The following is a 20,578-nucleotide window of genomic DNA, read 5'->3' on the forward strand; positions in this document are numbered from 1 at the left end:
GCATCACATCCTGAAGACGCCGAAGTTCGACGTCCCCTTGATCGGGCCATTGGCTATGGCGGACAAACACATTCCCAACACGGTGCGGGTGTCGCGTGGGTCGATCACTCCGTCGTCGTAGAGCATTCCGGACAACACCAGCGGCAGCGACTCGGCCTCGATCTGGCCTTCGACGGCGGCCCGCATCGCGGCGTCGGCCGCTTCGTCGACCTGCTGCCCGCGCGCCTCGGCGGCCGCGCGCGCCACGATCGACAGCACGCCCGAGAGCTGGGCGCCGCCCATCACTGCGGATTTGGCGCTGGGCCAGGCGAACAGGAACCGGGGATCGTAGGCGCGACCGCACATACCGTAGTGGCCGGCCCCGTAGGAAGCACCAATCAGCAGCGAGATGTGCGGGACTTTCGAGTTGGACACGGCGTTGATCATCATCGAGCCGTGCTTGATCATCCCGCCCTCTTCGTAGTCCTTGCCCACCATGTAGCCGGTGGTGTTGTGCAGGAACAAAAGTGGGGTGTCGGACCGGTTGGCCAGCTGGATGAACTGCGTAGCTTTCTGGGATTCCTCGCTGAACAGCACGCCGCGTGCGTTGGCCAGGATTCCGATCGGATAGCCGTGCAGCCGTGCCCAACCTGTCACCAGGGAGGACCCGTAAAGCGGCTTGAACTCGTCGAACTCGGAACCGTCGACAATGCGGGCGATCACCTCCCGCGGGTCGAATGGGATGCGCAGGTCCGCAGGTACGATGCCGATCAATTCTTCGGTGTCGAACAACGGTTCGGTGACCGGCTTGGGTTTCGGACCCTGCTTCACCCAGTTCAACCGGGCCACCACACGACGTCCGATCCGGATCGCATCGAGCTCGTCTTGCGCGAAATAGTCCGCCAAACCCGATATCCGGGCATGCATTTCGGCCCCACCCAGTGATTCGTCGTCCGACTCCTCACCGGTGGCCATCTTCACCAGCGGGGGACCGGCGAGGAAGACCTTGGAGCGTTCTTTGATCATCACCACGTGATCGGACATACCCGGCACGTAGGCGCCACCCGCGGTGGAGTTGCCGAATACCAATGCGATGGTTGGGATTCCGGCCGCCGACAGCCGGGTCAGGTCGCGGAACATCCGCCCGCCGGGGATGAAGATTTCCTTCTGGGTAGGCAGGTCCGCACCACCGGATTCCACCAGGGAGATCACCGGAAGCCGGTTTTCAAAAGCGATTTGGTTGGCCCGCAGGATCTTCTTCAGCGTCCACGGATTGCTGGTGCCGCCTTTGACGGTCGGGTCGTTGGCGACGATCATGCATTCGACACCCTCGACGACGCCGATTCCGGTGACGGTGCTGGCGCCGACCTTGAACGCACTGCCCCAGGCCGCGAGTGGGCTCAGCTCCAGGAACGGCGAGTCTGCGTCGACGAGCAACTCAATTCGTTCCCGGGCGGTCAATTTGCCCCGCGCGTGATGGCGCTCAACGTACTTCGGGCCACCGCCATCGACCGCGTTGGCGAACTCCGCTGCGATCTCGTCGAGTTTGGCTGTCGCCGCCGCGGCCGCGTCGGTGAACGCGTCGACTGAGGGGTCGAGGGTGGAGCGCAATGTGGTCACGATTGATACCCCAGGAGTTTGGCGGCCAGTGCGGTCATGATCTCGGTGGTTCCGCCGCCGATGCCCAGGATTCGCATGTCCCGGTACTGGCGTTCGATCTCGGATTCGGCCATATAGCCCATGCCGCCGAACAATTGAACCGCTTGGTTGGCAACCCATTCGCCGGCCTCGACCGCGGTGTTCTTCGCGAAACACACCTGGGTGATCAGGTTGGTCTCGCCGGCCAACTGACGCTCTACGACGCTGCGTGAATACACCCGGGCGACGTCGACCCGGCGGGCCATCTCGGCGAGTGTGTTCTGCACCGACTGCCGCGAAATCAGTGGGCGGCCAAATGTTTCCCGGTCACGGCACCACTGCACGGTGATGTCCAGACATCGTTGCGCGCTCGAGTATGCCTGTGTGGCAAGGGCGATGCGTTCGGACACGAACGCTTGTGCAATCTGGCCGAAGCCGGTGTTCTCAACGCCGACCAGGTTGGCTCGCGGAACGCGCACGTCAGTGTAGGACAATTCGGCGGTGTCGGACGAGCGCCAGCCCATCTTGTCCAGCTTGCGGGTCACTTCAAAGCCTGGTGTGCCCTTCTCGACTACCACCAGCGAAACTCCGGCGGCACCTGGCCCGCCGGTGCGTACCGCGGTGGTGACGAAGTCGGCGCGTACCCCGGAGGTGATGTAGGTCTTGGCGCCGTTGATTACGTAGTCATCGCCGTCTTTGACGGCGGAGGTCCGCAGGTGCCCGACGTCGGAACCGCCGCCGGGCTCGGTGATCGCCAGTGCGCCGATCATCTCGCCGGCCAGCGTCGGCCGCACAAACGTGTCGATCAGGCGCTGATCGCCCGATGCGATCATGTGCGGTACCGCAATACCGCAGGTGAACAACGACGAGAACACCCCGGCCGGTGCGCCGGACTGGTGCAGCTCCTCACAGATGACGACCGCGTCGGCACCGTCGCCGCCGCCACCGCCCACTGCTTCGGGAAAGTTCGCACCGAGCAGGCCTGCGGCTCCCGCGCGCCGGTGCAACTCACGGGGCAGGTCGCCGGTGCGTTCCCACTCGTCGGCGTTGGGCAGGATCTCTCGTTCACAGAATGAGCGCATCGTCTTTCGTAGTTGCTCGCGCTCCGGCGTGTTCCAGATACTCACAAAAGCCTCTCCGGGATATCGATATGGCGGCTGCGCAACCATTCGCCCAGCCCTTTGGCTTGTGGATCGAAACGCGCCTGGTAGGCGACGCCCTGCCCGAGGATTCCCTCAATCACGAAATTCACCGCTCGAAGGTTGGGCAGCACATGCCGGGTCACCTCGAGATCGGCGGCTTCGGGGAGCAGTTGCTTGAGTAATTCGACCGTCAGTGTGTTGGCCAGCCAGGCCCACTGCTCGTCGGTGCGGACCCACACCCCGACGTTGGCGGAGCCGCCCTTGTCGCCGCTGCGGGCACCGGCAATCACGCCCAACGGTGCGCGCCGGGTCGGGCCGGCCGGTAACGGTTCTGGCAGCGCTGGCACGTCCGCCGGCGCGAGTTTCAAAGTGTCCGTGGCAGGGTCGATTTCGGTGCGATTACCGTCCGCGTGGACTGCGATGTGTGGCACCGCGGCGGCGTCGACGTAGCCGGGGGTGAACACGCCGTAGACCTGGCCGTCTCCGGGTGGGGCGGTCGAGGTGAAACCCGGATAGCTGGCAAGCGCCAATTCGACTGCGGCCGCGGAGAATTTGCGTCCCACGTTCGCCGGATCGGGATCGCGCACCACGCAACTCAGCAGTGCGCTGGCGGCCTGCTCGGTATCGGCGTCGGGTCGGTCGGTGCGGGCCAGCGTCCACTCCAGCTCTGCCGGTTTGACCGTCAGGCTGGTCTCGAGCTGCCGTCGCACCAATTCGGCTTTGGCTTCGATGTCCAGTCCGGTCAGCACGAATGTCATTGCGTTGCGGAACCCGCCGATGCTGTTGAGCGACACCTTCAGGGTAGGCGGCGGCGGTTCGCCGACGACGCCGCTGATGCGCACCCGGTCGGGGCCGTCATCGGACAGCTCGATGGTGTCCATTCGGGCCGTCACGTCTGGATTCGCGTAGCGCGCGCCGGTGATCTCGTAGAGAAGCTGGGCGGTGACGGTGTCGACGCTGACCAGGCCACCGGTGCCGGCGTGCTTGGTGATCACCGAGGAACCGTCTGCGCTCACCTCGGCCAACGGAAAGCCGGGGTGTAAGAGGTCGGCTAAGTCCGGGACTTCGGTGAAGAAGGAGAAGTTGCCGCCGGTGGCCTGGGTGCCGCACTCGATGACATGGCCCGCCACGACGGCGCCGGCGAGCTGGTTGTAGTCAGTGCGAGCCCAGCCGAAGTGCGCGGCCGCCGACCCCACGATCACCGAGGCATCGGTGACCCGGCCGGTGACCACCACGTCGGCACCGGAGTTGAGGCAGTCCGCGATGCCCCAGCCGCCCAGGTAGGCGTTGGCCGTCAGCGGTGAACCCAGACCCAGTTCGGCCGCACGCGGTTGCAGGTCGTCGCCTTCGACATGCGCCACCCGCGCCGGGATGCCCAACTTCTCGGCCAGCGTTCGCACGGCGTCGGCCAAACCCGCAGGATTCAAGCCGCCGGCGTTGGCCACGATTCGCACGCCGCGCTCGTGGGCCAGACCCAGGCACTGTTCGAGTTGTTTTAGGAAGGTTTTCGCATAGCCGCCGGTCGGGTTCTTCATCCGATCACGGCCCAGGATCAGCATGGTCAGTTCGGCCAGGTAGTCGCCGGTGACATAGTCCACTTCGCCGCCCGTGAGCATCTCGCGCATGGCTGACAACCGGTCGCCGTAGAAACCGGAGCAGTTCGCGATACGCACGGCACCAGGTTCAGGAGCCAATGCGAGTCCTCCCTCCATTGGGAAACTCGGCCGGCGCAATTTATCAACCAACCACCCGGTAGGCTATCGGGTGTTGCGGGTGTCGCGTCAACCGGCTCAGCACAGTGCATCATCGGAGCGGCCGGCGGCCAGATCACCAAGAAGCCCCGCCGCGTACGGGCTCATTTTGGTGACCAGCGGCTCACCGACTACCCTTAGCAACAACTGTTGTCGTTCGGCCGTGAGGCCATGGAGCGCGACACGCCCGAACCGAAACCCCGAACGAGGAGTAAGGCCCGACCATGGCCACACCCAAGCGCAGGATGTCGCGCTCGAATACCCGCAGCCGACGCTCGCAGTGGAAGGCCACCGCGATCGAGTTGGTCACCGTCAATGTGGGCGGCCAGAAGCACAAGGTGCCGCGTCGCCTGCTCAAGGCCGCTCGCCTCGGCCTGGTCGACCTCGACAAGCGCTAGTTTCAGCTAGCCGCGGCTGCCCCCATCGGACCGAAATCGGTCCCGCGATGGTCGGCGGCAGTTTTGCCTACCGCAAGTGCGACGGCTTGATCTGTCGCGATGAATAGTGCGCGAACCCGGACTGGGGCATGTGTGACATATGTGACTCGATCACGTGTTGTCGCCGATGGCGCTGACCAGAATCTCGGGTGAATGCGCTGGCGGTAGGGCCGTCCTCCGGGGGCCGGCGGCCCCTTCGGCCTGCCTACCGTGGGCGCTCACCGGCGCGCCTCTCAGGCCAGTCTCAGGCGTTAGTACGAAACTGGACCGCGTGCGAATACTTGTCGTCGACGACGATCGCGCGGTGCGCGAGTCGCTGCGCAGGTCGCTTTCCTTCAATGGCTACTCCGTGGCGTTGGCGCATGACGGGGTCGAGGCACTGGCAGTGATCGCCAGCGACCGGCCCGATGCGCTTGTTCTCGATGTGATGATGCCGCGGCTGGACGGTCTCGAAGTGTGCCGCCAGCTTCGCAGTACCGGCGACGATCTGCCGATCCTGGTCCTCACCGCGCGAGACTCCGTGTCGGAGCGCGTCGCAGGCCTGGACGCGGGCGCGGATGACTACCTGCCGAAGCCGTTCGCCCTTGAAGAGCTGCTGGCCCGGATGCGCGCGTTGCTGCGCCGTACCAAGCCGGAGGACGCCGCCGAATCGGTGGCCATGACCTTCTCCGACCTGAGTCTCGACCCGGTAACTCGTGAGGTCATCCGCGGGCAACGGCGCATCAGCCTTACCCGCACCGAGTTCTCATTGCTGGAGATGCTCATCGCCAATCCGCGCCGGGTGCTGACCCGCAGCCGCATCCTCGAAGAAGTGTGGGGTTTCGATTTCCCAACCTCCGGCAATGCGCTGGAGGTTTACGTCGGATATCTGCGCCGCAAGACCGAGGCCGATGGCGAGCCGCGGCTGATCCACACCGTGCGCGGTGTGGGTTACGTGCTACGCGAAACGCCGCCCTGATGCTTTGGTTCCGTCGTTCGGCGCGGGTTGGCCGCGCACCCCTGAGGGCGACCAGTTCGCTGTCGTTGCGTTGGCGCGTCATGCTGCTGGCGATGTCTATGGTGGCGATGGTCGTCGTCCTGCTGTCGTTCGCCGTATACGCGGTGATCTCGGCCGCGCTCTACAGCGATATCGACAACCAGTTGCAGAGCCGCGCGCAGTTGTTGATTGCCAGCGGCTCCCTTGCCGCCGATCCCGGCAAGGCCATCGAGGGCACCGCCTACTCGGACGTCAACGCGATGCTGGTCAATCCGGGCAAGTCCATCTACACGGCCAACCAACCCGGGCAGACGCTGCCCGTCGGAACGCCGGAAAAGGCTGTCATCCGCGGCGACCTGTTCATGTCCCGGCGCACCGCCTCCGACCAGCGGGTGCTTGCGATCCACCTGCCCAACGGCAGCTCCCTTCTGATCTCCAAGAGTCTTAGGCCGACTGAAGCGGTCATGGGCAAACTGCGCTTCGTGCTGCTGATGGTCGGTGGCGTCGGCGTGGTGATCGCCGCGGTTGCCGGCGGAATGGTCACCCGAGCGGGGTTGCGTCCGGTCGGTCGTCTGACTGAAGCAGCCGAACGGGTGGCCCGAACCGACGACCTACGACCTATCCCGGTATTCGGCAGCGACGAATTGGCCAGGCTCACCGAGGCGTTCAATCTGATGCTGCGGGCGCTGGCCGAATCCCGGGAACGGCAGGCGCGGTTGGTCACCGATGCCGGACACGAACTGCGAACCCCGCTGACGTCGCTGCGGACAAATGTCGAACTGCTGATGGCCTCCATGGCGCCGGGGGCGCCGCGACTGCCCGAACAGGAAATGGTCGACCTTCGTTCCGATGTGCTGGCGCAAATCGAGGAATTGTCAACGCTGGTAGGCGATTTGGTTGACCTCACCCGGGGAGACGCCGGTCAAGTGGTGCACGAGCCGGTCGACATGTCCGAAGTCATCGATCGGAGTCTGGAACGAGTTCGTCGGCGCCGCAACGATATTCACTTCGACGTCGAAGTCATTCCCTGGCAGGTCTACGGTGACCCCGCCGGGTTGTCGCGGGCGGCGTTGAACTTGATGGACAACGCCGCCAAGTGGAGCCCGCCCGGCGGACACGTCGGAGTCATGCTGCGACAACTCGACCCGTCGCATGCCGAACTGGTGGTGTCCGACCTGGGCCCGGGTATTCCCGCGCACGAGCGGCGCCTGGTGTTCGAACGCTTCTATCGGTCGACGTCGGCGCGGGGGATGCAAGGTTCGGGTTTGGGGCTGGCGATCGTCAAACAGGTACTGCTCAACCACGGTGGATCGCTGCGCGTCGAGGACACCGACCCGGACGGAGACCCCCCGGGGACATCGATCTACGTGCTGCTACCCGGTCGTCCTATGCCGGATCCGGCGTACCCGTCCGAGGCGGGCGAGGGGGAGAATTCCGGCCGGGACAAGCGCGTGGTAAGAAGCTCCGATAGAGGCCCCAGAAATGGCGCCGTAGATACTGCGAAGTCACGGGGTGCGGCGAACAATATCTCAGTGGATTCTTAGTCCGCGCGCGCAAGGTGGATGTGCAGTTAGTGTTGAAAACCAAGCCATGCAAGCAACGCATGCTCGAGTCGGCCTTGAGTAAGCCCCCAAGTAGAGGAAGAGCGTCTTAGCGACATGACGAATCACCCGAGGTATTCGCCACCGCCGCAGCAGCCGGGTTACAGCGCCGCGCCTAATCAGCCGGTTCCTCCCGCCTATGCCCAGGGGCAGCAAAGCTACAACCAGCAGTTCGACTGGCGCTATCAACAGCAGCCACAGCCGCCGTACCGTTCGTCGTACGACCCGCTGAGTAGCACCGCGTTGGCTCCGCAGCCCGGCAATACCGGGTCTGGCCCGATTCCCGGCAACACCGGCGTGGGTCCGATTCCCGGCAACACCGGCGTGGGTCCGATTCCAGGTGGCACCGGAGCCCGTCCTATTCCCGGCGGTACCGGCGCAGGCCCGATACCCGGCGGGCCGGGCCCGATGCCGGGGATGCTCCCGCCGATGCTTCCGCCTCCCCCTCGTCGGCGCACCGGCGCGCTGGTCTTCGGCGCACTGGCCATCGCGGTGGTGTCCGCGGGAATCGGCGGTGCTGCCGCCACGGTGGTGGAAATAGGCCAACACGCCGGCAATGGCCACGGCAAGACCGCAGCTTCCGGCGCGGCGCCTACCGTGCCGGCCGGGAACGCGCCGTCGGGCTCGATCGAGCAGATCGCGGCCAAGGTGCTACCCAGTGTCGTCATGCTCGAGACCGACCTGGGGCGTCAGTCCGAGGAAGGATCCGGGGTCATTCTGTCCGCTGACGGACTGATTCTGACCAACAACCACGTCATCGCGGCGGCCGCCAAGCCGCCCGCGGGCAGTCCGCCGCCCAAAACGACGGTGACCTACTCCGACGGGCGTACCGGAACGTTCACCGTCGTGGGTGCCGATCCGACGAGCGACATCGCCGTGGTCCGGGTGCAGGGTGCGTCTGGCCTCACTCCAATGGTCATGGGTTCGTCGGCGGGGCTGCGGGTCGGTCAGGAGGTGCTGGCTGTCGGGTCGCCGCTGGGTCTGGCGGGCACCGTGACCACCGGCATCGTCAGCGCGCTCAATCGGCCGGTCTCGACGACAGGTGAGGCCGGCAACCAGAACACCGTGCTGGACGCGATTCAGACCGACGCCGCGATCAACCCGGGTAACTCCGGTGGCGCGCTGGTCAACATGAACGGTCAACTCGTCGGCATCAACTCGGCCATCGCCACGTTGGGTGCCGATACCGGCGACGCGCAGAGCGGGTCGATCGGACTTGGCTTCGCTATCCCGGTCGATCAGGCAAAGCGCATCGCTGACGAGCTGATCAGCACGGGCAAAGCGTCACATGCTTCGCTGGGTGTGCAGGTGACCACCGACAAGGGCGTCCCCGGCGCCAAGGTGATGGAAGTGGTCGGCAATGGCGCTGCTGCCAACGCCGGCGTGCCCAAGGGCGTCGTCGTCACCAAGGTCGACGACCGCACCATCAACAGCGCCGACGCGTTGGTTGCCGCGGTGCGCTCGAAGGCGCCCGGGGATAAGGTGTCAGTGACGTACCAGGATCCCGGCGGCGGGAGCCGGACCGTGCAGGTCACGCTGGGTAAGGCGGAGCAGTGATGAAGGCCGAAGCACAGCTCTCAGACCTCGGATATACGGTTGCACCCATGGAACAGGGTGCGGAGTTGGTAGTCGGTCGGGCACTCGTCGTCGTTGTCGACGACCGCACCGCGCACGGCGATGAAGACCACAGCGGGCCGTTGGTCACCGAGCTGCTGACTGAAGCCGGGTTCGTCGTCGACGGTGTGGTCGCGGTCGAGGCCGACGAGGTCGAGATTCGAAACGCGTTGAACACCGCGGTCATTGGTGGGGTGGACCTGGTCGTGTCCGTCGGCGGGACTGGCGTGACGCCGCGCGACGTAGCGCCAGAAGCAACTCGCGACATCCTGGACCGCGAAATCCTCGGCATCGCCGAGGCCATTCGCGGCTCGGGTCTGTCTGCGGGCATCACCGACGCCGGACTGTCACGCGGGCTGGCGGGCGTCTCCGGCAGCACGTTGGTGGTCAACCTGGCGGGTTCCCGCTACGCGGTGCGCGACGGGATGGCAACGCTGAACCCGCTGGCCGCCTACATCATCGGGCAGCTGTCGAGCCTGGAGATCTGAGGCCAGACTCGGCTCAGGTGTCGGCGCGCGGCCCGTAGTTCGGCGGCGGCGACAACACGGGCGGTTCTTGTGTCCCACCGTGCTTGCCGGACGAGCTTCCGTTGGTTTGGGACGCGAGCAGATCCCGGATCTCCTCGAGCAGGACGACCTGCGCGTCGTCCGCCTGCTCGACTTCGCCCTTCTTGCGCAGCTTGTTGTACGGCAGCACGATGAGGAAGTACACCACTGCGGCGACGAGGATGAAGTTGATCCCCGCCGACAACACGTCATTGAAGTTGATGAACTGATCGGTGCCCGGAATGGGCTGCTTGAGGATGCCGTGCTCTGACTTCGGGCCTGCGCCGATGGAGCTGACTAACGGGTTGACGACGCCGTCGGTGAAGCTCTTGACCACCGTCGTGAACGCCGCGCCGATCACAACCGCGACGGACAGGTCGACGATATTGCCGCGCGCTAGAAACTCCTTAAACCCTTTGAGCATCGGATGTCCTTTCTGCAGAGGTCATCTGCTATTTCGGATTGGCACGCGAGAAAAACCTAACGCAGATTCAGTGGATTTCCATGGTTCAAGATCACTGACGTGTCGACATGTGGCCAAGAATTGTTGTTTGAATAGCCGCTTACGGCGGCCAATTCTCAATTTCCTCCGGCAATCAGGCCCTCGATGAGCGTCGACAATGCTTGGCGGCCAGCGCAATCGGGCAACGAGGCCAGTTGCTCGCCCGCCCGCTCGGCATAGTCGTCCAACAATTTTCTTGCCTGCCCGATGCCGGGGGAGGAGCGCACCAATGCAACGGCCTCGGCGATGTTGTCTTCGTCGATCGGGGCGGCCACCAGGGTGCGCAGCCGATCGGCACCCGCCCCTTGGTCGCGCAGCGCGAAAAACACCGGCAGTGTCTGCACACCTCGCCGCAAAGCGCCAGCGGTGTCGACGAGGTCCTTCGAGATCTGAGCGGCGATCCCGACGAGGCGCCCCAGCAGCGAAAGTGCAACGCGCAGTTCCTCATTCGCACCGGAAAAGGTGCTGCCCAATTGCCCGGCCGCTGCGAGCAGCGAGCCCGACTTCTCCGCAGCGCACCGGAGGTGATGCTCAGTCGGATCGGCATTGGGCGCGGCGCCAATAGTCTCGCGCATCTTCCCGGTGACCAGTTCGGCGAACGCCTCGGCGATGACTTGAAAACCCTGCTGACCCAGCCGCGAACCCAGGCGCGACGCCGTTGCGAATTGGTAGTCACCGGCCAGGATCGCGGAGTTGTTGGCGCTGCGGGTGCCCATTCTCGCTGCGCCCCTGCGCCCCTGCGCACCTCGGCGTCCTCGATGACGTCGTCGTGGCACAGCGTTGCCAGGTAGATCAGCTCGGTGGCGGCGCCGGAGACCTTGACCTGCCAGGCCTCCGGAGTCGGGCCGAATTGCGCGGCAAGCGCCGTGAATAGCGGCCGGAGTCGGATGCCTCCGGTTTCGAGCCCAACCAGCGCCGCGTCTCGAACCACCTCGTCGCCCTGCGCAAGCTCATCGGCGATCAGCGCTTCCATGCGGGCGAGGCCGTCATGGACGTCGGCGTCGGCGACGACGCTGGTAAGTAAGGGCACGCTTACTAAGATATGGGTTAGTGCAGCGTTAGCGTCACCGACTGCCCCAACACCGAACCGGCCACCGTATTCGCCACGCGGGCCGGCAGTGCAACCAGCACGACCCGATCACTCTCGCCGGCCTGGGCGCGCTGCTTGGCCGACACCAGCACCACCACGGCATCGACGGCGACCACCCGGGTGGCCGGCTGACTGCCCGGCGGCGTCTCGTTGACCGGGGCGGCCAGCACGTCGACGACATCGCCGACTCTGACCAGGTCGATCAGTGCGCTGTCAGCCAGGTGCAGCGGCACGATCCGTGCGCCGGGGCCCGCGGTCGACTCGGCGAGCCGGCTGCCGAGCAATCGGACGTCGGTCAGCACCTCGCCGCGGCGGGTGGGACTGGCCAGCGTCGCACCGGCCAGCACTGCGGAATTGGCCTGGGATCCGTCGGGAACCGTTGTGGCCAAACGCTTTTCCAGTTTGAAATCGTCGGCGGTAAGGGTCGCTCCGGGCGCGAGGTCGCGCGCGGCCACCAGTACGTCGATCTGATTGCCGTCGGGGTCGGGCCGTAGCGCCGCGATGCCGGCCAAGACGACGAGACCGCCTGCCGCGACCCGTCGGGCCAGCACGGTCCGAGTCCAGTCCGGCCGCAAGGCCGTCGAAACGCGGCTGAGCAATGTGGGATTGAGCGACGAAGATTCCCGCACTTTGCTCACGCTAGGTGGCATTCCGCGGCAGCGCTGTCCGCTGCGGCTCTGGGGTGTGGATAAGTCCGACGCGTTGCCGGCGAGGGATCTAGCTAGCTCGAAGCTGCCGCAGTGGATGCGGTGCTGCTACTGCTGCTGCTGGCTTTCTCGGTCGACCCCGACGACTTGCTCTCGCTAGAGCCCGAACTCGAGCTTGAACTCGACCCGGAGTCACTCGACGACGAGGCCCCGTTGGTCGAAGCCTTCTCTTTCTTGCCGACCTCGCGACTGTCGGTACGGTAGAAACCGCTGCCCTTGAACACCACGCCGACGGAATTGAACAACTTGCGCAGTCGACCGGAGCACTTGTCGCAAGTGGTCAACGCATCTTCGGTAAAGGCCTGCACCTTGTCGAAGCGGTTGTCGCACTCGGTGCACGCGTAGCTGTACGTCGGCACAAAAACCTCCGGATGATATTAAGACTGACTTAGCACTCTACCGTTTCAAGTGCTAGAACCGCCACGTGATGTCTCTCATTCCCGAGCCGGCAGCGTGATCAGCCCGCCCGTCGGGGTGAGCGCATGCGTCATCGGCACATCGTGTGTTTCCGACGGCAGTCTGTCGACCAGCTCTTCGTCGCGCACCAGCGCGACCAGACGGGCGTGCGGATCCCGAGCCGGCAACGAGCGGTCATAGAAACCCCGGCCGCGTCCCAGCCGCACCCCGTGGCGGTCGACCGCCAGTGCAGGCAGCACGATCAGTTCTGCTTCGGCCAGGGCCGACGCTTCCAGCCAGGGTTTGGGCGGCTCGAGCAGGCCCCAGCGGGCTATGACCAGCTCGCCCGTTCGGTACTCGCCCCACTGCAGCGGCAGCGGCGTATCGTCCGCCGACGTCCGCGCAACCGGCAACAGCACCCGACCCGCGCGGCTCAGCAGCACATCAAGCAGCTCGATCGAACCCGGTTCCGAGCCCACCGGCACATACGCGCATACGGTGCTATCGCTGGTCACCGCATATTCCAGATGATCTGCCAGCATCCTGGCCTCGGCTGCTCGAACCTGGTCGCCGACCCGACGCCGGGCAACAGCGAGCCGTTCCCGCAACTGCGCCTTGCTCGCGGTTGCCATGACTCTCACGATGACAGACGATCTCCGGCCGCGGTGTTCTTGACGACATGCGGTCCTTGTGCAGCTCCTAAGGGATATGGTGTGAATCGATGTCACGACCAGAAATCGCGGTCCCCTTCACGGCGATCGTCCCCGCAGCCGGCCTAGGAACGCGTTTCCTCCCTGCGACCAAGACGGTGCCCAAGGAATTGTTGCCGGTCGTGGACACCCCCGGCATCGAACTGGTGGCCGCGGAGGCGGCGGAAGCCGGTGCCGAACGTCTGGTGATCATCACCTCCGAAGGCAAGGACGGGGTCGTCGCGCACTTTGTCGAGGACTTGGTCCTCGAAGGCACCCTCGAGGCGCGCGGCAAGAAGGCGATGCTGGCAAAGGTCCGGCGTGCCCCGGCGCTGATCAAGGTCGAGTCTGTCGTGCAGGCCGAGCCGCTTGGGCTGGGGCACGCGATCAGCTGTGTCGAGCCCACCCTCATGGCCGACGAAGACGCCGTGATGGTGCTGCTGCCCGACGACCTGGTGCTCCCGACCGGCGTCCTGGAGGTGATGGCGCAGGTACGGGCTCAACACGGTGGCACGGTTCTGTGCGCCATCGAGGTGACGCCCGAAGAGATCAGTGCGTACGGCGTGTTCGACGTCGAACCGGTTCCCGGGTCCCTCAGTGAAGACGTGCTGAGGGTCAGGGGCATGGTGGAAAAGCCCAAGGCCGAAGACGCGCCATCGCTGTACGCGGCCGCCGGGCGGTACTTACTGGACCGCGCAATTTTCGACGCGCTGCGCCGCATCGACCAAGGCGCCGGCGGCGAAGTTCAGTTGACGGACGCCATCGCTTTGCTGATCACCGAGGGCCACCCGGTTCATGTCGTCGTGCATCGCGGATCCCGACACGACTTGGGAAATCCCGGCGGCTACCTCAAGGCTGCGGTTGACTTTGCATTGGATCGTGACGACTACGGCCCTGAACTGCGGCGGTGGTTGGTGGCGCGATTGGGTCTGGCCGAACAGTAGCCGGCACACCGGCGCACGGGCCCAGTTCGCCGGAAGCGGCGCCCGCCAGACCGGAGGGCAGGAAGGCACACCGTGCGTTCTGTAGAGGAGCAACAGGCCCGAATATCGGCGTCCGCGGTGGCCCCTAGACCGATCAAAGTTGCCATCGCCGAGGCGCAAGGATTGCTGTGCGCGGAGGAAGTCGTCACCGAACGGCCGCTACCCGGGTTCGATCAAGCTGCCATCGACGGCTACGCGGTACGCAGCGTCGACGTACTGGGCGTGGGTGATTCGGGCGCTCCCGAAGCTCTCGCCGAGGACGGTGGCCTGGAAGTCGGTGTCGAAGGCCGCGACGTGGTGACCCTGCCGGTGATGGGAACTATCGACGCTGGGACGCGCACACCGAGCAGGCTGCAGCCGCGCCAGGCCGCGCGCGTCCAGACCGGGGCACCGTTGCCGACCCTTGCCGACGCCGTCCTTCCGTTGCGGTGGACCGACGGCGGGATGAACCGAGTCCGGATTCTGCGCGGCGCACCATCAGGTGCTTACGTGCGACGCACCGGCGACGACGTGCAGCCCGGTGATGTGGCAGTGCGCTCCGGAACCATCATCGGCGCAGCCCAGGTGGGTCTGCTGGCGGCGGTCGGCCGCGAGCGGGTCCTGGTCCATCCGCGTCCCCGGGTGTCGGTGATGGCCGTGGGCGGTGAGTTGGTCGATATCGCGCGCAATCCCGGAAACGGGCAGGTGTATGACGTCAACTCCTACGCCCTGGCGGCGGCCGCCCGGGATGCCGGTGCCGAGGTGAACCGCGTCGGGATCGTCAGCAACAACCCCAAGGAGCTGGGCGAGACCGTCGAGGGCCAGCTCAATCGGGCCGAGGTGCTGGTGATCGCCGGGGGAGTGGGTGGTGCCGCCGCCGAGGCGGTACGGGCGGTGCTGTCTGAACTCGGCGACATGGAAGTCGTCCGGATCGCGATGCATCCCGGGTCCGTCCAGGGATTCGGGCAACTCGGACGCGACCGCGTTCCGACTTTTCTGCTGCCGGCCAACCCGGTCAGCGCACTGGTGGTCTTCGAGGTGATGGTGCGGCCGTTGATCCGACTGGCGCTGGGCAAGCGACATCCGATGCGTCGGGTCGTGCAGGCGCGCGCGCTGTCGCCGATCACCTCGGTGGCCGGGCGTAAGGGTTATCTGCGCGGGCAGCTGATGCGGGACCAGGAGAGCGGTGAGTACCTGGTTCAGGCCCTGGGTGGGGCGCCGGGTGCGTCGTCGCATCTGCTGGCCACTCTCGCCGAGGCCAATTGCCTGGTCGTGGTTCCCAGCGGTGCGGAGCAGGTTCGCACCGGTGAGATTGTCGACGTCGCTTTTCTGGCTCAGCACGGCTGAGCGTGACCGCGGGCAGGTGCACTTGTTGAGATCCAACGCCCGGCACCCGGGCTGGCCGATGAACCTAGGGCCGCTGCGGGTTGCGGCGGGAGTCATCCGGTTGCGTCCGGTTCGGATGCGCGACGGCGCGCAGTGGAGCCGGATCCGGTTGGCCGACCGCGCACAGCTCGAACCGTGGGAGCCGAGCACGGAGGGCGACTGGCCGGTCCGGCACGGCGTTTCGGTGTGGCCGGCTGTGTGCTCCGGCCTGCGCGGCGAGGCCCGCAAGGGCCGGATGCTGCCTTTCGTGATCGAGTTGGACGGGCAGTTCTGCGGGCAGTTGACCGTCGGGAACATCACCCACGGCGCGTTGCGATCGGCCTGGATCGGCTACTGGGTGTCCAGCGAGGCGACCGGCGGTGGGGTGGCTACCGGGGCGGTGGCACTGGGTCTCGACCACTGCTTCGGTCCGGTGATGCTGCATCGCGTGGAGGCCACCGTGCGCCCGGAGAATGCGGCCAGCCGAGCCGTTCTGGCCAAAGCCGGGTTCCGGGAAGAGGGATTGTTGCGGCGATACCTCGAGGTGGACCGGCTTTGGCGCGACCACCTGTTGGTGGCGCTGACCGTCGAAGAGGTCTACGGATCAGTGGCGTCGCAACTGGTCCGCGCGGGTCGCGCCAACTGGGCTTGATCCTTGACTGTCGGTCACCGAGATTGCGGTGCCGGCTGCGGTCTGTGGGTTGACCACAACCATCTGGGCAATCTCGCGGGGAGTCCCGCAAAAGTGCTCATCCGGGCGCGCCGCCTTGAGGCAACTGAAATAAAAATGTGGCTGGCGTGACATATGTGGCGTGTGATGCTTGAAAGAGGGAAATTACAGGTGTGTAATTGCCCTGGTCACGGAGACCCGACCGCACTGGCCACTCACCTGGCCTCGGCGGATTGGAACTGAACGAGAGCAGGTCATCATGCCAAGCATTCCGCAGTCGTTGTTGTGGATCTCGCTCGTGGTGCTATGGCTGTTTGTGCTGGTACCGATGCTGATCAGCAAACGTGACGCGGTACGGCGCACCAGCGATGTGGCCCTGGCGACCAGAGTGCTCAACGGTGGTGGGAATTCCCGCCTGTTGAAGCGTCCCGGCCCGGCGGCCGGTCATCGCAGTGACCCCGACTGGAAGCACGAAGAGGAGTGGGACACCGATCGTCTCGACGGCGCGTTCGCCGATGCCGACACCGATCATGGTCTCGAGGCTGTGAAGCCGGAAGTACGGGAAGAGCCTGAAGAACAGGAAGAGGACACCGATGTCGTGCTGCGGTCGAGGTCGGTCGTGACCGCGATGGCAAGAACGGACAAGGCCGACCCGGCCGGGACCGGTGAGCCGGACTACCTGGACGTCGACGTGGTCGACGAGAACGCACCGGCCCTCCCGGTAGGTGCCAGCGCCCGCTCACAGGGGCCCACGCCGCTCGCGGTCGACGGCCGACCGGTCGTCGAAGCTGAGCACGCTGAGGACGACGACGACGAACTCGCCGACGACGAGTACGAATACATCGAAGATTCCTCCGGTCTCGAGCCTGAGGAAGACGACGAAGACGACCGCGGTGCTCCGCCGTCCTACGCCTCGGGCGTCAACCGGCGGCGCCGATTCGAGAACAAGACCGCCGCGGCGGTCAGCGCCCGCAAGTACACGTTCCGCAAGCGCATGTTGGTGACGATGGCAGTGGTCCTGGTGGGGTCGGCGATCGCAGCCTTTGAGGTCACGTCGATGGCATGGTGGATCTGCGGCATCGCCACCACCTTCACCATGTTCTACCTGTCCTACCTGCGTCGGCAGACGAAGATCGAGGAGCGGGTGCGCCGGCGCCGGTCGCAGCGGATGGCCCGGTCCCGGCTTGGTGTGGAGAACACCCAGGACCGCGAATACGACCTGGTCCCGTCGCGGCTGCGCCGCCCTGGCGCGGTAGTTCTAGAGATCGACGACGAGGACCCGATCTTCGAGCACCTGGAGTACGCGACGGCCTCGCGGCACTATGGATACGCCCGGGAACACCTCGCGCGTGCCGTCGGACAATAGAGTGCGGTTCGGACCACAGGCTCACGACTGGTAGCCTGCTAGCGGTCAGGGGCTATGGCGCAGTTGGTAGCGCGACTCGTTCGCATCGAGTAGGTCGGGAGTTCGAATCTCCCTAGCTCCACAAAGATTGAGCAGGCCAGTGGCTGGTGGGCCCGGCTAGCTGATGTTGACTTTGCGCTCAGGGCGCGGTGTGCCCGAACTTTGTCGCCGTGACTGCAGAGTCAACTCGATGACCGGGCCATCGAAGAAGTGAGTGCAATGGAAAGGACTGTTCATGTCTACGTCATTGCCCGAAGGTCTAATCGATCTTCTCCGCGAGGCCAGTCCGTGCTTCGTCGCCACTCTCATGCCAGACGGTTCGCCCCAACTCACGCAAACGTGGGTCGACACCGACGGTGAAAACATCGTCCTCAACATCGTCGACGGCATGCAGAAGGCGAGGAACCTAGACCGGGATCCGCGAGTTGCCATCAACGTTGTTGACCCTGACGACTTCGCGCGGTTCTATGCAGTCCGCGGGCGGGTTATTGCCAAAACCACCGAAGGTGGGCGTGAAAGCATCGACGCCATCTCGCAGAAGTACCTCGGAATCCCGTACCCAGATTTCAACGGCAACCCGAACGAGACCAGGCTCATCGTCACGATTGGGGCGGACAAAGTGACGCTTCCGCCTGGCGAAGGCTAGATGCAGGAGTCGTTCGTGAGTTCTGTTCGGGCGTGGTCGATTTGGTTGGAGGCGTAGGTCGCCATGGCGGCCGTCGTCATCGTCTTACCTCTGCGGGCCAGCGATTCGTAGCTCTGGGTGCCGAGCGCATCGCCCAGGTCGCTGACGGTGGTGGTGAATTCGGGGTTCGCTGTCGCGGTGAGTGGACTGGAGGCGAAGCCGGCGATGACGGCTGCCGGTTCGCGGTGTCCGAGTCGGTGAAGGAGGGCAGCAAGGACAGTCAGCGGGAAACGGATCATGGTTGCGTTGCCCGCGTCGTGGAAATTCCGGACCGCAAGTGCGACATAGTCGAGCGCGGCCAACGGGTCTCCGTACACGGCCTCTAGGCGGGCCAGACTGCCAGCGAGGCGTGTTTCGGTATTGCGGTTGCCGCTGCCCTGAGCGATCGCCAGACCGCGGCGCTGGGCGTCTAGCGCCGCGGCGGGATCGGCGTCACCGAACGCGTAACCATAGGCGTAAAGGGCGAATGAAAGCGCAGCCGGATTGCCGGTGGCCTCGGCAACTTCGATCAGGCCATTCGCTGCGGCCCTCGCCTCGTCAGCGCAGCCCGCGAGCGATAGTGCGACGGTCAGGAACGTCCTGGTGATCCCGTGTGTGTCGCGACCGAAGACAAGCCGGGCGCGGCACCATTCGACCTGCCGTTCGGGTTGGCCGGAGTGCAGGTACCCAGAGCCGAGTGCACCTTCGAGGCCGAAAGGCACCTCGTCGTAACGGCCACTGGCGATCGCCAGCTGGCCGGCTTCGCTGTAGCCAACGGCATCCTCGATCCGTCCGAGCCACCAGCATGAAGACGCCATCGCGTACAGGAAAGCCAGTTTCGGGTGATCGGCCACGTGGGCTGGTTTGATGAGTTCCTCGGCCCACGCTATCGGTTCGTAATTGTGACTCCAAAAGCCAAGCCATGCAGTCCATGTCGCGATGGTGGCGGCGACGTCGAGGTCGCCGAGTTCAGCCGCCCGCCGGTACGCGGACCGCAGATTGGCCAGTTCGACGGTGAACCAGTCATAGGCCTCCCGCTGGCGGGGGCTGTCCCACCGGGCCATGATGTCGGCTGCACGTCCGGCGAAGTAGCGCGAGTGGGCGGCCCGAATCGCGGAGGCTTCGCCGCGGGCGACGAGTTGTTGCTCGGCGAACTGGCGGATCGTCTCCAGCATCGAAAACCGGGTCCGCCCCGACGACCTGTCAACGACTAGCAGCGACTTGCGCACCAGCGCATCGAGTAGATCCAAGACGGCGAACTCTTCCCCGGATTCCATTACAGTGCAAGCACTTTCGAGGTCAAATCCACCGGCGAACACCGAACAACTTTCCAGCAGTGGCTTCTCCGCCTCATCGAGTAGGTCGTAGGACCACGCCACCGCCTGGCGCAGCGTCTGGTGGTGTGCAAGCCCACGCCTGGAACCGACCAGCAACCGGAACCGCTGATCGAGACGATCGCGCACCTCGCTGGCGGTCATCGACGCCTGAGCTCAAGGTGTTGACGTACCCGGCGGCGCAGTTACGTGGACTGTCTCCGCAGTTGTCCGCGCGGTATCGAGAAAGTGTCCACCAGGTGCGACGCTACTGAGACGGGTGAACGCGACGCCGCCCATGCCGCGGAATTGGTTCGGGCGTTGTACGAATTATTGGACCGAATGACCCGCCGGCTGATCAGGCTGGAGCGCCAAGGCTCGCAACTGGAGGCGGCCGTGTTGCGACGAGACATCCGCAACGCGCAGACCCACATCAACCGGCTGGAAAGCCGGTACCGATTAGGGACGAGCAGTGCAGCCTCACTCATTCGCGCACGCTGACACAGCATGTTGGGCCGTACGCTCATGTCGTGACCACGCCGGAGATTCTCCGTAGCTTGCCTCTGGTAGACGAGATCCTCGAATCCCACCGCCGCCCGCACGCCCACGGCGACGACGCCGGCTATGACGCCTACAAGGCGCACGTCTATCGTGTCGTCAACTTCGCCCGCGCGCTGACTCCCGACGCACCGGGCCGCGACGACAAATTCGCGATCGCCGCGGCCTTTCATGACCTGGCCGCGTTCGACACCCTCGACTATCTGGTGCCGTCGATCGAGGCGCAGGACTCGTGGCTGCGAGAGACCGGCCGGCAGAGTTGGTCGGACGAACTGGCGCTCATCGTCGCGCAACATCATCGCCTCTCCAATTACGCACCGGGCCGCCCGCACGCGCCGCTGGTGGAGGCCTTCCGAAGGGCCGACCTCGTCGATGTCAGCCAGGGACTGATCCGATTCGGTCTCCCGAATTCCTATGTCAAGGAGGTGCGCGCCGCGTTCGACGCACGCGTCTTCTTCAAGCGCGTGATCCCGTCCGGGACGCTGCGGGCAGTCCGAAGGCTCCAGCAGCCCGGCTTCCTGCGTCCCAACAACGCACTCGTCCGTTCCGGCCATGAAGGCATCGATCGCTGAGT

General features: G+C 65.3%; 20 protein-coding genes, 1 tRNA gene and 1 pseudogene. 12 read left to right on the forward strand and 10 right to left on the reverse strand.

Annotation, left to right across the window (positions count from 1 at the left end; all coding sequences use genetic code 11):
• Positions 1-3 precede the first annotated feature (3 nt).
• From ACZY1I_RS08840 to ACZY1I_RS08850, 3 genes are read right to left on the reverse strand one after another with little or no spacing between them, the layout of a single operon-like run.
• Entirely contained in the window at positions 4-1,599 is a 1,596-nt protein-coding gene (locus tag ACZY1I_RS08840) for an acyl-CoA carboxylase subunit beta (protein ID WP_463753976.1), read from the reverse strand.
• Positions 1,596-2,744: an acyl-CoA dehydrogenase family protein gene (locus tag ACZY1I_RS08845; protein WP_463753977.1), complete on the reverse strand. Its 1,149-nt coding sequence runs from the start codon at positions 2,742-2,744 to the stop codon at positions 1,596-1,598. Before ACZY1I_RS08845 ends, ACZY1I_RS08840 begins: the two co-directional genes overlap by 4 nt.
• The gene (locus ACZY1I_RS08850) at positions 2,741-4,432 is read right to left on the reverse strand and encodes an acyclic terpene utilization AtuA family protein (RefSeq protein ID WP_463754350.1); all 1,692 of its coding nucleotides are present in this window, start codon (positions 4,430-4,432) and stop codon (positions 2,741-2,743) included. Before ACZY1I_RS08850 ends, ACZY1I_RS08845 begins: the two co-directional genes overlap by 4 nt.
• Before the next feature lie 302 nt (positions 4,433-4,734).
• Between ACZY1I_RS08850 and rpmF the strand changes: the two genes are divergently transcribed.
• The 5 genes from rpmF (at position 4,735) to ACZY1I_RS08875 (ending at position 9,626) form a co-directional block, all read left to right on the forward strand.
• Entirely contained in the window at positions 4,735-4,908 is a 174-nt protein-coding gene (gene rpmF, locus ACZY1I_RS08855) for a 50S ribosomal protein L32 (RefSeq protein WP_463753978.1), read from the forward strand.
• A 310-nt stretch (positions 4,909-5,218) separates the two neighbouring features.
• Positions 5,219-5,905, forward strand: coding sequence for a two-component system response regulator MprA (gene mprA, locus ACZY1I_RS08860; RefSeq protein ID WP_463753979.1), 687 nt, complete (start codon positions 5,219-5,221; stop codon positions 5,903-5,905).
• Complete coding sequence (locus ACZY1I_RS08865) at positions 5,905-7,467, forward strand: sensor histidine kinase (protein WP_463753980.1); 1,563 nt, start codon at positions 5,905-5,907, stop codon at positions 7,465-7,467. The genes mprA and ACZY1I_RS08865 overlap by 1 nt, the downstream gene beginning before the upstream one ends.
• 114 nt (positions 7,468-7,581) lie before the next feature.
• Complete coding sequence (locus ACZY1I_RS08870; RefSeq protein WP_463753981.1) at positions 7,582-9,081, forward strand: S1C family serine protease; 1,500 nt, start codon at positions 7,582-7,584, stop codon at positions 9,079-9,081.
• Entirely contained in the window at positions 9,081-9,626 is a 546-nt protein-coding gene (locus ACZY1I_RS08875) for a MogA/MoaB family molybdenum cofactor biosynthesis protein (RefSeq protein ID WP_463753982.1), read from the forward strand. The genes ACZY1I_RS08870 and ACZY1I_RS08875 overlap by 1 nt, the downstream gene beginning before the upstream one ends.
• Before the next feature lie 13 nt (positions 9,627-9,639).
• Here the strand turns inward: ACZY1I_RS08875 and mscL are convergent, their stop codons facing one another.
• From mscL to ACZY1I_RS08905, 6 genes and pseudogenes are all read right to left on the reverse strand, one after another.
• Complete coding sequence (gene mscL, locus ACZY1I_RS08880) at positions 9,640-10,107, reverse strand: large-conductance mechanosensitive channel protein MscL (protein WP_463753984.1); 468 nt, start codon at positions 10,105-10,107, stop codon at positions 9,640-9,642.
• 155 nt (positions 10,108-10,262) lie between these two features.
• The gene (locus tag ACZY1I_RS08885; RefSeq protein ID WP_463753985.1) at positions 10,263-10,901 is read right to left on the reverse strand and encodes a polyprenyl synthetase family protein; all 639 of its coding nucleotides are present in this window, start codon (positions 10,899-10,901) and stop codon (positions 10,263-10,265) included.
• 74 nt (positions 10,902-10,975) lie between these two features.
• Positions 10,976-11,158, reverse strand: a pseudogene (locus ACZY1I_RS08890) (polyprenyl synthetase family protein); the annotation flags it as partial.
• Positions 11,159-11,232: 74 nt separating this feature from the next.
• Positions 11,233-11,904, reverse strand: a complete 672-nt coding sequence (locus ACZY1I_RS08895) for an SAF domain-containing protein (protein ID WP_463753986.1) — start codon at positions 11,902-11,904, stop codon at positions 11,233-11,235.
• Positions 11,905-11,996: 92 nt separating this feature from the next.
• Positions 11,997-12,341, reverse strand: a complete 345-nt coding sequence (locus ACZY1I_RS08900) for an FmdB family zinc ribbon protein (protein ID WP_463753987.1) — start codon at positions 12,339-12,341, stop codon at positions 11,997-11,999.
• A 75-nt stretch (positions 12,342-12,416) separates the two neighbouring features.
• Entirely contained in the window at positions 12,417-13,010 is a 594-nt protein-coding gene (locus tag ACZY1I_RS08905) for a 5-formyltetrahydrofolate cyclo-ligase (protein ID WP_463753988.1), read from the reverse strand.
• 89 nt (positions 13,011-13,099) lie between these two features.
• On the opposite strand from ACZY1I_RS08905, the gene ACZY1I_RS08910 reads away from it, so the two are divergent.
• From ACZY1I_RS08910 to ACZY1I_RS08935, 6 genes are all read left to right on the forward strand, one after another.
• A complete protein-coding gene (locus ACZY1I_RS08910) occupies positions 13,100-14,011 on the forward strand; it encodes a UTP--glucose-1-phosphate uridylyltransferase (protein ID WP_463753989.1) in 912 nt (303 codons plus the stop codon).
• Positions 14,012-14,083: 72 nt separating this feature from the next.
• Complete coding sequence (glp, locus tag ACZY1I_RS08915; RefSeq protein ID WP_463753990.1) at positions 14,084-15,376, forward strand: molybdotransferase-like divisome protein Glp; 1,293 nt, start codon at positions 14,084-14,086, stop codon at positions 15,374-15,376.
• A 16-nt stretch (positions 15,377-15,392) separates the two neighbouring features.
• Positions 15,393-16,046, forward strand: a complete 654-nt coding sequence (locus ACZY1I_RS08920) for a GNAT family N-acetyltransferase (protein WP_463754351.1) — start codon at positions 15,393-15,395, stop codon at positions 16,044-16,046.
• Positions 16,047-16,323: 277 nt separating this feature from the next.
• Positions 16,324-17,430: a divisome protein SepX/GlpR gene (gene sepX / locus ACZY1I_RS08925; protein WP_463753991.1), complete on the forward strand. Its 1,107-nt coding sequence runs from the start codon at positions 16,324-16,326 to the stop codon at positions 17,428-17,430.
• 48 nt (positions 17,431-17,478) lie between these two features.
• Positions 17,479-17,551: transfer RNA gene (locus ACZY1I_RS08930), tRNA-Ala, on the forward strand.
• A 153-nt stretch (positions 17,552-17,704) separates the two neighbouring features.
• A complete protein-coding gene (locus tag ACZY1I_RS08935) occupies positions 17,705-18,115 on the forward strand; it encodes a PPOX class F420-dependent oxidoreductase (protein WP_463753992.1) in 411 nt (136 codons plus the stop codon).
• Here the strand turns inward: ACZY1I_RS08935 and ACZY1I_RS08940 are convergent.
• The gene (locus tag ACZY1I_RS08940; RefSeq protein WP_463753993.1) at positions 18,112-19,611 is read right to left on the reverse strand and encodes an ATP-binding protein; all 1,500 of its coding nucleotides are present in this window, start codon (positions 19,609-19,611) and stop codon (positions 18,112-18,114) included. The genes ACZY1I_RS08935 and ACZY1I_RS08940 overlap by 4 nt on opposite strands.
• Before the next feature lie 365 nt (positions 19,612-19,976).
• Between ACZY1I_RS08940 and ACZY1I_RS08945 the strand changes: the two genes are divergently transcribed.
• On the forward strand, positions 19,977-20,576 hold the full coding sequence (locus tag ACZY1I_RS08945; protein ID WP_463753994.1) for an HD domain-containing protein: 600 nt from the start codon (positions 19,977-19,979) through the stop codon (positions 20,574-20,576).
• The last annotated feature ends 2 nt before the right edge of the window (positions 20,577-20,578 follow it).

Source organism: Mycobacterium sp. IDUB_37 (assembly GCF_055419245.1).